This is a genomic window from Cyclobacterium sp. (assembly GCF_014762705.1).
GTDB lineage: Bacteria > Bacteroidota > Bacteroidia > Cytophagales > Cyclobacteriaceae > Cyclobacterium.
The window spans coordinates 149,564-161,641 of sequence record NZ_JABURL010000119.1; the positions used below are offsets into that span (position 1 = coordinate 149,564).

Genomic DNA, 12,078 nt, shown 5'->3' on the forward strand with positions numbered 1-12,078 from the left:
AGGTGATCATTAACGAAACTAGAAATGAAAAATATTATAAAGAAAAGATTTTGGATCTATATAGGCATAAGTTTGCTTGGCATGGCTGTATTGACGGGCTGTCAGGATTTTCTAAGCGAGGAAGATCCTTCTAACCTTACACCGGAAAGTTTTTATACCATTCCGGATCATGCCGAAGCAGCCCTGGCCGCTGTTTACGCTGATACCAGATTCATTGGAGACGGAGCAGGAATATTTTCCTCTACCTGGCAGCTTTTGGAGGCTCCCACCGGAACTTCAACTACGGAGACTGCTCAAAATTCGGATTTAAATAATCTGTATGGTTTGATCTATGATGGTCGGACCCAACATGTGATCAATTGGTGGAATGGCTTGTACAAAGTGATCGCCCAGGCGAATTTGGTGTTGGACAAGGTGCCTGCCATCACTCCTATGGATGAAGCGCAAAAAACAAAAATTCTTGGTGAAGCAAGGTTTTTGAGGGCATGGGCCTATTTCTATGCAGTTAGACTCTGGGGCGATATTCCCCTGATCACTGCTCCACAAACCGCAAGTTCAGAAAATTTCAGGCCTTCACCGTCTCCACAAGCGCAGGTTTATCAACTGATTGTGGATGATTTGAAAGCGGCAGAGGCAGCAGGTCTTCCCTGGATGGATGCTAGCGGAAGGGCCTCGCTTGCGGCCGTAAAAAGTCAATTGGCAAAAGTTTACCTGACTATGGCTGGATTCCCCTTAAGTATGGGTAGCGAATATTATCAGTTGGCGGCACAAAAATCAGCTGAAGTCATTGATTATGCCAATGCAAATCCCAATCAAATCAATTTATTTCCCACCTATGGAGATCTTCATGATGAAACCAATGACAACTTATTGGAGCATATATTTATGTTGCAATACAATATTGTAGTGGCCGGTAATCCCATGAATAACATGTTTCCCAATTTCAAGCCAGTTACATTTCAGGGACCATCTGGTACAGGTAGCACGGTACCTACCAATGAGTTTTACAATTCCTATGAGCAAGGTGATCTGAGGGCTGTCAATCAGGAAGGTTTTTTCTACACCAGTTATTTTACCAATGGAAGTGGAGAACCCTTTGATTTGGGCGCACCATATATTTTCAAACATTTCAATCAAAGGGCTTTGGGGTCTGAAGGAAACCCTGGAAACAGAGCCAATAATTTAAATGTACCTCTGATTCGATTTGCGGAGGTGTTGTTGATTTATGCAGAGGCCCAGAATGAGGTGGGAGGTCCTAACGCCATGGCGCTTGAAAGCCTGAAAAGAATCCGGGATCGTGCAGAACTCGAAACGCCTGCTTTAGGGGAATTTACAACTGAGAGCTTCAGGGAAGCAATTTGGAGAGAGCGTTGGCATGAACTCTGTTATGAGCAAATTACCTGGTTTGATATGTTGCGGCTCCGCAAAGTCTACAATGAAATTACCAATGGCTTTGATAACTTCGTCGGCCACGAAAACCTGAGTTCCAATCAGACACTTCAGGAAAGACATTACCTGATGCCATTCCCGTTACCTGAAACACAAAACAACCCCAACCTTACCCCAAATAATCCGGGATATTGAGATTTCATACCATAATTAAATGTAATAAAGAATAACTTCTCTTTGGAGAAGCTATTCTTTATTTTAATTCCAACCCAAAATAAACCAAGAATGAGAAAAGAAAATTCCGTTTCCAGGCGCAAATTTTTAATCACTACAGCAACGGCAGCATTGGCGCAGCCCCTTTTGTTTAGCCATGCCGGTATGGGAAAAATCAAAAGAAATCCACTCAGGCATGTCTGTGTAGGAGTAGGAGGTATGGGCTGGCATGATTTGAACCGTTTCAAAGCTCATCCGAATGTGGACATTGTAGCCATCTGTGATGTGGATGAAAACCACTTGAACAGGGCAGCAGAAGCAGTCCCTAATGCCAAAAAATATACGGATTGGAGAGAATTGCTGGAAAAGGAGGCTGAGAATTTTGATGCCATCAATGTGAGTGTCCCGGACCACAACCATTTTTCCATTGCCATGCAATCCATTCAAATGGGCAAGCATGTATATTGCCAGAAACCCATGTGCCATGATGTGGCAGAAATCAGAAAACTTACACAAGCAGCACAAAAAGCTGGAATAGTAAGTCAGTTGGGTACCCAGCATGCTTCCGGAAAGGGTGACCGGACAGCCGTTCAATGGATCAAAGAGGGCCATATCGGTAAAATAAAGGAGGTTTACCTCTGCTCCAACAGACCTGGAGCAACGGAGGCCTATCGTTTTGAAGGGCCCAGGCCTGATGGAGGTGAGAATCCCCCCATGCACCTTCATTGGGATTTGTTTATTGGAACAGCTACGATGAGGCCTTATGCACCAACCATTTATCATCCTTCCAAATGGAGGGCCTGGCAGGACTTTGGTACCGGATGGTCCGGTGATATAGGATGCCATATCCTGGATGCGGTTTGGAAAGGTTTGGATTTGAAAGCTCCGAAATCGGTGGTGGCCAAAGTGCAGGATTCCTGGGAGAATTCCCCTGAACGAAGGGCGGATACCTGGCCCCAAAGCAATCATATCACCTGGGTATTTCCCGGAAATAAGCATACTGCAGCAAACGAATTTAAGGTTCACTGGTACGATGGAGAATTTTATCCCCCTGAGGAGGTCAGGGCAATGTTTTCTGTGGAAGATTATCCTGCTGAATCTGCCATGCTAGTTGGAACTGAGGGAGCTCTTTTGATCCCGCACACCAAGATGCCTGTTTTGCTGCCAGCAGAGAAATTCGAGCAGGTTACTCCACCAAACCTGGAAGAAAGAGATCATTACCATCATTTTGTGGACGCCTGTTTGGGAAAAACCAATACAGAAAGTCATTTCGGCATTTCCGGCCCCATGTCTGAAACGGTGATTTTGGGTACCGTGGCCATCAGGCAACCCAATGAAGTTTTGGAATGGGATACCAGCAATTTGAAAATCCTGAATCATGATGCTGCCAACCAATATTTGTCCAGGGAATACAGAAATGGCTGGGAACTGAAAGTTTAGACAATGGAACAATGAATGCCTGGGGGATTCTTGGTTTTTCCCCGATTATCCATGGCGGTTATTGATTATAGTGAATAAATTGCCTTATGACTTTAAAAGCAGGCTTTCAGCTATTGGTTTTAATTGGATTTTTGGGCCCCTTGAAAGCTCAGGAAACCAGGGAGACCAAAAAAATGAATGTATTGTTTATCGCTTCGGATGATCTCAACAATGGTATCAGTGGCTATGGACATGAAATGGTAAAGGCACCCAATTTGGAAAGGTTGGCAAAAAGAGGTGTTCAGTTCAATAAAGCTTATTGTCAATACCCTCAATGCAGCCAAAGTAGGGTGTCGATAATGACGGGACTCCGACCAGACACTACTCAGGTTTTTGATCTTAAAACAGATTTTAGAGACATTATTCCCACTGTCACGACATTACCCGAACTTTTCATGGAAAATGGATATTTTTCTGCAAGGGTGGGGAAAATTTATCATTATGGGGTGCCCGGGGACATTGGCACGAATGGTTTGGATGATGCAAAATCCTGGAATCAGGTCATCAATCCCATTGGCAGGGATAAAAGGGAAGAGGATAAGCTTATCAACCTGACTCCAAACAGGGGGCTGGGTTCATCCTTAAGCTGGCTGGAGGCCGCCGGTACGGATGAGGAACAGACGGATGGAATGGTAGCCAATGAAGCGATCCGATTAATGCAAGAAAATCAGGATAAGCCATTTTTTATTGCCGCCGGCTTCTACAGACCACATTGTCCATATATTGCTCCGAAGAAGTACTTTGACATGTATCCTTTGGAAAGTATTTCTTTGCCTGATGAACCTGTTGATCATCTCAAGGACATTCCGGAAGCTGCCTTCTGGACCAACCCTTTGTATTGGGGATTGGACGAACATGAACGCAAACAGGTCATCAGGGCCTATTATGCCGCAGTGACGTTTATAGATGCTCAGGTTGGAAAATTGCTGGATGCCTTGGAAGATCTGGGACTCGCAGAAAATACGATAGTCGTATTCTGGAGTGATCATGGATACCACCTTTCCGAACATGGCCAATGGAAAAAGCAAAGCCTTTTTGAGGAGTCCGCCCGGGTTCCCCTGATGATTGCGGCACCGGGCAAGGCGGGTAACAGCATGGTTACAGATCGGGTTGTTGAGTTACTGGATCTTTACCCCACTTTGGCAGCCCTATGTGACTTGGCAGCTCCTGAATATTTGCAAGGCAATGACATTTCACCCTTGTTGGAAAATCCAAATGAAGTTTGGGACCATGGCGGATTTACGCAGGTAAGGCGGAACTCCGGGCCATATATGGGCAGAACCATAAGGACCGAACGTTGGCGATACATTGAATGGGATGGTGGTGAGAAAGGTACACAGCTATATGACCATGACCAGGATCCCAGGGAGTACAACAACCTGGCAGGGCACCCTGACTATCAGGAAATCCAAAGTAATTTGAAAAAGCGTATGGATACTACATTCAGGTAATTTTGACACCAATTAGTTTAACCAAAACTGACAAAGAAATGGGATCTGCATTAATGAAAGAATCGGATTTATAAAGGTCTGAATTTTACCGGTCATCTTTTTTAAATTCCTCCAGCAATAACATCATTTCTTCCACCTTTTCCGGATGCCGTTCACTGAGATTATTGCTCTCTCTGAAATCTTCCTTCAGGTTGTAAAGTTCTTTTTTATCTACCCCATGAAGGAGTAATTTCCAATCGCCCCGTCTGACTGCATGTGTCCCCCTGATTTTCCAATACATGGGTTGCGCCCGTACCTGCTCTTTCCCCTCATCGACAATATTTTGCCAAATGTCCTTGCCGTCCACATCCCGGGGTATTCCATTTTCGAAACCTGTGAGTTTGCAAAGCGTAGGCAACCAATCGGAAACGTGGACGGGAAAATCAATGATGCCCGGTTCCAATTGCCCCGGCCAATTGACAAAACCAGGCACCCTTATGCCACCCTCGTGTAAACTGCCTTTCCATCCCCTCAGCGGATAATTATTGCCCAATACCAGATGGGGATCATCTGCATACCGGCCCTCGTATTCGGTCTTACTTTGCCAGCTTTGCTGGGCACCATTGTCACTGACAAATACAATCAAGGTATTTTCTCTTTTGCCGGTACGTTCCAGGGCATCGATGATCTGGCCTATGCTTTCATCCAGGTGGCTGACCGCTGCTGCAAACAGCCGGCGGGAGGGGTGCATCAGCACATCGTCCTTATAGAGGTCATGGTATTCCTCAGGCTCGGATAGTGGAGAATGGGGGACATGGTGAGTTACATAAAGGAAAAAGGGTTGGTCCCTATCCTCCTCGATAATACGGATGGCCTCCGCTGTGACCAGGTCGGTCACATGGCTGCCACTTTCATCCAGGTATTCATCATTGCGGTGCCAGGACCTGCGTTCTGTCAGTTCGGTTTCGGTTTTGTATTCATGGGTATAAGGATCTATTTGTCCATCAAAGTAGCCATAGGAAGATTGAAACCCGTATTTTAAAGGGGTGTATGGCGGGGAACCCATGTGCCACTTTCCGGCAATGGCAGTATAATACCCATTTTCGGCCAACAGGGAAGCAAGCGTAGGGTCACCCAGATCAATCACCTCTCCATAGGCTGGGGCCAGCACCCCATACCTGCTCGGATACTTTCCCGTCATCAGGCTGACACGGGTAGGCGTACAGGTTGGCATGACGTAATGCTGCTTCAAAATCTTCCCCGACCTGGCCAGCCTATCAATATTCGGTGTTTTGATATCAGAACCATGATAGCCCACATCAGCCCAACCCAGGTCATCGGGTAAGATGAACAGGATATTAGGTTTGACAGGGGGGCTTGCCTTCTTGTCAAAGCCTGATTCAGACCAAATCAAGGAAGCTGCCAGCATGGGGAAAATGTGGATAAAAAGGAATTTAAGGAATATCATCTTGGGTTTATGAATTGATGGACATTCAAATTACATAAGAATTGGAATGTTGGCAATGGTTTGACCACAGAAGGGCAAAGATTTTTATGGATTTTTTAATGGGTCCACCCAAAGCCTTATAATTCCTTATATGCCTTCTATGGTTTAAAAAAAAGCGGAACCATATATAGAAGAACATATAAGAGGAGTAAGGGTGGTTTTTATTTTTGTTAATTGTAGAAAATTGTGGTTGGTAATTTTGTTTCACCACAGAAGGGCAAAGATTTTAATGAATTTTTTTTTATAGTCTGGCGAAGCCTTATAATTCCTTATATGCCTTCTATGGTTAAAAAAAATGGGGAACCATATATAGAAGAACATATAAGAGGAATAAGGGTGGTTTTTTTTTTATTGTAGAAAATAGTGGTTGGTAATTTTGTTTCTTCACAGAAGGCCATAATCTTTAGTAAAATTGATTTCATTTTAAACTGTTTTTTTGCCAATTTACAAAATGTAACTGATCCTGATTTTCGGGAAATGAAGCATTTATCCAGGCCAACTGGATTATCCACCAGGTTTTTATCCATTTAAAGCAGAAATTGTTGTTTAACCTTAAAGTATTTATGGAAAAATTTAACCCAAAATCATTTGTCCTTATTTGTTTGATGTTAGTTGGCATGTCCTCTTTTCCCGGTCATGCCATCACTGGTAAGGAAAATAAAAAAGCCGATCCTCCAAATATCATTGTCATATTTGCCGATGACCTGGGCTATGGGGATTTGAGTGTCTTCGGTCATCCCACTATTTCCACACCGAATCTGGACCGCATGGCGTCTGAAGGCCAGAAGTGGACCAATTTCTATGTAGCAGCCCCGGTCTGCACCCCCAGCCGGGCAGGCCTGCTTACCGGAAGGCTTCCCATTAGGTCAGGCATGAGCAGTGATAAACGACGGGTGTTATTTCCAGATTCCAAAGGAGGCCTGCCTCAATCGGAAATTACCATTGCCAGGGCCCTTAAGGGAAACGGCTACCAAACTGCTGCCATCGGAAAATGGCATTTGGGGCATTTATCTCCCCATTTGCCCACAGATCATGGATTTGATAGTTATTTTGGCATTCCTTATTCCAATGATATGGATAAGGTGGAGAAAACAGATCATTATACCCTTGCCGAAGAGGAAAGGTATCAGGCATACAATGTTCCGCTAATGAGAGACAAGGAAATTGTTGAACGACCTGCGGACCAACGTACCATTACGCGCAGGTACACTGAGGAGGCCGTAGGAAAAATAAAGGAATTCGGAAAGGATCCTTTTTTTATTTACCTGGCACATAACCTGCCTCACATTCCTTTGTTTCGGTCGGCGGAATTTAGAGACCAATCGCTGGCGGGCATCTATGGAGACGTCATTGAGGAGATCGACTGGTCGGTGGGGCAAATACTGGAAGCACTGAAAGCGGAAGGTGTTGCTGAAAACACACTGGTGGTTTTTACCTCCGATAATGGACCCTGGCATGTTTTCCGCACTCATGGAGGTACGGCTGGCCCACTGAGGGGAGCAAAAGGTGGAACTTTTGAGGGTGGTATGCGGGAACCAACCGTTTTCTGGTGGCCTGAAGGAATACAACCTGGTGTGGTTAGAGATATGGCAACAACCATGGATTTATTACCAACCTTTTGTGCCATTACCGGCACCGATCTTCCGGACGACAGGGTTTATGATGGATACGACATCAGTCCACTTCTGCGCGGAACGGGGAAGAGTGAACGGGAGACGGTATTTTACTACCGCGGGCAGCAGGTATATGCTGTTCGAAAAGGAGATTACAAAGCCCATTTTATCACCCAACTGGAATACGGCAATCCCACCGCCCACCCGGTGACCCAACCTCCGGTGCCTCTGGAAAATACACCAACCGTGCTGGAAACACCGCTATTGTATAATGTAAATGTCGATCCGGGCGAGCGATTTGATATCGCGGCAGACCATCCTGAAATCATTGCTGAAATCAGGGCTGTGGTAGAGGCGCACAAAGCAGGTATAGAACCGGTGGAAAACCAATTGGAAAAATAAGCTATTGAAGGTCCCGTAGGTATTCTGCCAGACAAGTTTTCTTACAAAGTAAACCCATCAAAAAATGAAATTATCTTTTATTGGTAGTAGAATGCTGCTTTTCATTATTCTGCTAATGGGGTGCATGGTGAATTTGCATGCCTATCAGCAAACTGATCGCCCCAATGTGGTATTAATCATTTCAGACGATCAGGGCTATGGAGATCTTGGCATTACGGGTAACCCCCATGTACAGACTCCGGTTTTGGATCGATTGGGGAAGGAAAGTATCCGGTTGAACCAATTTTATGTGTCACCCGTCTGTGCCCCAACCCGGTCGAGTCTGATGACAGGACGGTATTCCCTGCGTACAGGTATTAGGGATACCTACAATGGTGGTGCGATTATGGCTACAGAAGAAGTGACCATTGCTGAAATGTTAAAGGAAGTGGGATACAACACGGGTATTTTTGGAAAGTGGCACCTGGGAGATAATTATCCTTTCAGGCCTGGAGATCAGGGTTTCGATGAATCCCTGATCCACCTCTCGGGAGGAATGGGCCAGCCGGGTGATTTTACTACCTTCTTTAAAGGAGACAGCAGCTATTTTGACCCGGTACTTTGGCACAATGGCCAACAAGAGGCCTATTCGGGTTATTGTTCGGATATTTTCACCAATGAGGCCATTGGCTTTTTGGAAGAAAACCGGGCCGATCCTTTTTTCCTTTACCTTTCTTTCAATGCCCCGCATACCCCGCTTCAGGTACCAGCCGAATATTATGAAAGGTACAAGGATATTGATCCAGCTTCAGGCTTTGAAGCAGATGGGCGGCCATTTCCTGAAATGAACGAAAGGAACAAGGAAGATGCCCGGAAAGTGTATGCCATGGTTTCCAATATTGATGACAATGTGGGTAGATTGTTAAAGAAGTTGGATGAACTGGAAATTGCCGACAATACCCTGGTTATTTTCATGACTGATAATGGGCCTCAGCAACCCAGGTATGTGGCCGGGATGCGGGGCAGAAAAGGCAATGTGTTCAGAGGTGGTGTCAGGGTGCCTTTTTTCCTCAGGTTGCCAGATCGCCTGCAAGGAAATAAGGACATAGAAGCTAACCTGGCCCATATTGATGTGTTGCCTACATTGGCGGAGATCTGTGATGCCCCCCTTCCCAAAAATACAAAAATAGATGGCCAGAGCTTTCATGCCCTGCTTAGGGGAGAAACAGCGGTTGAATTTGAGGACAGACCGCTGTTTTTTTACTGGACCAGACGGTATCCCGAGTTGTACAATAACATTGCCCTGCATAAGGGAGATTTTAAATTGGTAGGAAATACAGATCATGATGCGTCCCTGGAGGCATTTGGTCTTTTTAATGTGAAAGAAGATCCTTACGAACAAGAAAACATAGTACGTTCAAATAGGGCTATAGCGGAAGACCTTAAATCCGAAATGGACGAAGTAATTGCGGACCTGACGCAATCGGCTAATCTCAATGTGGCCCAAAGAATGATAATCGGCAGCGAACATGAAAACCCCGTTTATCTCAACCGAAACGATGCCGACGGAGAGCGGGGAATCTGGACCCAGGAGGAAGTTTTTGGGATGTGGAAGGTAAAAACCCTGGAGGGCAGGTACAATATCCGTTTCAAATTTATCAAACCCCTGGAAACGAATGGTAAAATGGTCCTTGAGACCAACTCGCTTATTGTTCAGGAGCAGTATGAGGAGGTTCCGACAGATGAAATTACCATGAAGAACGTGTACCTGCCGGAAATGGAAGTGGACCTGATTCCCCACTATGTGACGGAAGGCAAGAGTATTTTTCCGCTGTGGGTGGAGCTGGAAAAGATTACTGGTCCATGAAATTCGGATGTTCGGATACGGTGTCTTCTTCCAGGTGAGGTATCGGCTTCACGGTCTAACCTGAAAAGATAAACCGGTACTATTCGTTTGATTCTCCGTTTAACGAGAACCCAGGCCTGAACGGCCTGAACAACAATAACCGCGGGTGCAGCCCACGGCCGTTAGGAAACGATAAACCCACAACCCCTGAAGGGGTTGAATATGCCGTGTATGAGTTTCAATAAGGATTCCTTAATATCGGTTCATGGTCAACTTCTGAAGTGGTATAGGTGGAAGGCGAAGAGGATTCACCGGCCGAGGTTCAACCCACTCCGGGGTTGTGGGCAGGATAGATAGACTCGTGATCCCCGGGTTTAAACCAGGGTTATTGTTGTTGAAGTCCACCGCACCAGGTATTGATGTTATGCTGGCTTTGTCTTCAGTTTTTCTTTCAGCGCTGCCACGGCAGCATCATTTCTACTTAACTCCAGCCGTTGATGGTCGTCAACGAGCCATTCAACCTCTGCACCGGCGGTGAATTCCATTGCCTGCGCAAGGGCTGCCGGAAAATTCACATAGGATTGTTCGCTTTTCAGCCTTTTGATAAGCTGGACTTTGGTTTTATATCCCACATCTGGTGTTTTGACTAAATATAAACGTCAGAAAAAGGACCATAAATCAAAATTTCTGGACCTTTTTTGTTTCAAAGCCTGACCCGGGTAGCTAACCGATTCAGGGACAAAAATAAGAGGAAAGGAGGGTCAATTCACCAGATAAAGAGCTAATATAGAAAAGCCACCCTTAACACCTTATTAATTTTTTCGATGCGGATTTTAATCTACCGTAATTCTCACAAAGCCCAATTCATCAGCTATATTTTCATACAACCAGATTTTGTTGTCGATGAAAAAGTGGGTTCGAGGGTTTTTTTGATACTGGTCCAGGAAGGTCTCTTTAATAATATTCAGGTCCTTGTCCAAAACAGTTAGAAAAACTTCAGCACCAATTTCTTCGGCTTCGCCATATTCATTGAGGTCTGCGGAAAATTTGGTTTTAAATGAAAGTCGAACATATCGCTCGGAAATAGGATCCCATATAGGGTCTAAAAAATTGATCGACTCCTTGAATTTTCTTCTGTGTTCTTCTGCTTGCTCCAGCTCTACGGTTTTTGGGAGTTTATACTCATTTTGGTTTCCAGTGAGCTTACTGTCCCACGAAATCAGGTAGAGAGAATCCATCGAAATATCGTAGACATAAGCTTCATTGTAAGCGCCGTTGGTCAGTACAATTTTATTATCCCGGATTTTAGTTGCCATAGGTACCGGTCTAAAAGCTCCGGCCGGCCTTCCACCTTGTTCTATTTCCATCCGGTAGTTATCGAGTTTCTCCGTTTCAGGCAATGATATTTTTTCGTACGTTTCGTTTTCCAGATCAACCTTGGCTAAAAAATACTGGTTTTCAAGATTTTGAACATACAGGCCGAAAATCGTATTCGGGTCACTGGGATGCTCCATCAGGCGAAAGGGAAATGCTTCCGGACCCTTTAGTTCTGGGGCAATTTTGGTCAATTTTAAGTCCCTGACTTTTTTGCCTAGTTGGTCAAAAACAGCGTTGAGCCCATTAGACCAGATCATTAACTGGTCGCTTAAATTAAGTGAATAGCCTCCTATGTAAGAACCCATTCCATTTGGGCCTTCTTTTTCAAACTGGAGCGTCTCCTCCAATTCCAAATTTTCCAGATTGATTTTATCAAACTTAGCTTCTCCATGCGAATAGTGATAAAGGTATTTCCCATCACTGGAAAGCTCTGGACTGGAAAGCCCATACTTAAGATTTATAATGCCGCCCTTAGGATCAATTACAACCGTGTCCTGGGTCAAATCAAAATCCAGATTGCTATCGGATTGGGGTTTATTTTCCGAGCAGCCAAAAATGACAAGCAAGCCAATGACTATCGTATATTTTTTCATTTTTTCGATTTGGTTTTGTTTCTACCTATCGTTCTCCGACAGCCGGAATACCGCACTATGTTACCTTATTACAATCATTTAATGTTTTGAAAATACTAAGAATAACCTTAAAATATGTTATGGTTTCGGTACTTTAACCTTTTTTAACCTATTTTTTTCGTAAAAAGGTATAATTTCGACTTCCCCAATTAATACCGAAATAATTATGAAAAACAAATTACTACTGATTTTGAGTTATTGGCTGAAGCAC

Annotated in this window: 8 protein-coding genes; 5 read left to right on the forward strand and 3 right to left on the reverse strand. The window is 44.6% G+C overall.

Annotation, left to right across the window (positions count from 1 at the left end; genetic code table 11):
* Positions 1 to 24: 24 nt before the first annotated feature.
* From HUJ21_RS23955 to HUJ21_RS23965, 3 genes are all read left to right on the forward strand, one after another.
* On the forward strand, positions 25 to 1,584 hold the full coding sequence (locus tag HUJ21_RS23955) for a RagB/SusD family nutrient uptake outer membrane protein (RefSeq protein ID WP_291373488.1): 1,560 nt from the start codon (positions 25 to 27) through the stop codon (positions 1,582 to 1,584).
* 90 nt (positions 1,585 to 1,674) lie between these two features.
* The gene (locus HUJ21_RS23960) at positions 1,675 to 3,042 is read left to right on the forward strand and encodes a Gfo/Idh/MocA family oxidoreductase (RefSeq protein WP_291373490.1); all 1,368 of its coding nucleotides are present in this window, start codon (positions 1,675 to 1,677) and stop codon (positions 3,040 to 3,042) included.
* 86 nt (positions 3,043 to 3,128) lie between these two features.
* Positions 3,129 to 4,532, forward strand: a complete 1,404-nt coding sequence (locus tag HUJ21_RS23965) for a sulfatase (protein WP_291373492.1) — start codon at positions 3,129 to 3,131, stop codon at positions 4,530 to 4,532.
* Positions 4,533 to 4,617: 85 nt separating this feature from the next.
* On the opposite strand, the gene HUJ21_RS23970 is transcribed toward HUJ21_RS23965, so the two are convergent.
* Entirely contained in the window at positions 4,618 to 5,979 is a 1,362-nt protein-coding gene (locus HUJ21_RS23970) for an arylsulfatase (RefSeq protein ID WP_291373494.1), read from the reverse strand.
* Between the two features lie 602 nt (positions 5,980 to 6,581).
* Here HUJ21_RS23970 and HUJ21_RS23975 point away from each other — a divergent pair.
* A complete protein-coding gene (locus HUJ21_RS23975) occupies positions 6,582 to 8,033 on the forward strand; it encodes a sulfatase (RefSeq protein WP_291373495.1) in 1,452 nt (483 codons plus the stop codon).
* 64 nt (positions 8,034 to 8,097) lie between these two features.
* The gene (locus tag HUJ21_RS23980; RefSeq protein ID WP_291373496.1) at positions 8,098 to 9,879 is read left to right on the forward strand and encodes an arylsulfatase; all 1,782 of its coding nucleotides are present in this window, start codon (positions 8,098 to 8,100) and stop codon (positions 9,877 to 9,879) included.
* A 401-nt stretch (positions 9,880 to 10,280) separates the two neighbouring features.
* Here the strand turns inward: HUJ21_RS23980 and HUJ21_RS23985 are convergent, their stop codons facing one another.
* Together HUJ21_RS23985 and HUJ21_RS23990 are read right to left on the reverse strand one after the other, a co-directional pair.
* Positions 10,281 to 10,490, reverse strand: coding sequence for a hypothetical protein (locus HUJ21_RS23985; protein WP_291373497.1), 210 nt, complete (start codon positions 10,488 to 10,490; stop codon positions 10,281 to 10,283).
* A gap of 201 nt (positions 10,491 to 10,691) precedes the next feature.
* Positions 10,692 to 11,828: a DUF4221 family protein gene (locus HUJ21_RS23990; RefSeq protein ID WP_291373499.1), complete on the reverse strand. Its 1,137-nt coding sequence runs from the start codon at positions 11,826 to 11,828 to the stop codon at positions 10,692 to 10,694.
* Between the last annotated feature and the right edge of the window lie 250 nt (positions 11,829 to 12,078).

What these genes read in the sequence shown, in the direction of transcription:
- HUJ21_RS23970 (WP_291373494.1), bottom strand. Translation starts at nt 5,979, where the DNA reads ATGATATTCCTTAAATTCCTTTTTATCCACATTTTCCCCATGCTGGCA.
- HUJ21_RS23965 (WP_291373492.1), top strand. Translation starts at nt 3,129, where the DNA reads ATGACTTTAAAAGCAGGCTTTCAGCTATTGGTTTTAATTGGATTTTTG.
- HUJ21_RS23955 (WP_291373488.1), top strand. Translation starts at nt 25, where the DNA reads ATGAAAAATATTATAAAGAAAAGATTTTGGATCTATATAGGCATAAGT.
- HUJ21_RS23960 (WP_291373490.1), top strand. Translation starts at nt 1,675, where the DNA reads ATGAGAAAAGAAAATTCCGTTTCCAGGCGCAAATTTTTAATCACTACA.
- HUJ21_RS23975 (WP_291373495.1), top strand. Translation starts at nt 6,582, where the DNA reads ATGGAAAAATTTAACCCAAAATCATTTGTCCTTATTTGTTTGATGTTA.
- HUJ21_RS23990 (WP_291373499.1), bottom strand. Translation starts at nt 11,828, where the DNA reads ATGAAAAAATATACGATAGTCATTGGCTTGCTTGTCATTTTTGGCTGC.
- HUJ21_RS23980 (WP_291373496.1), top strand. Translation starts at nt 8,098, where the DNA reads ATGAAATTATCTTTTATTGGTAGTAGAATGCTGCTTTTCATTATTCTG.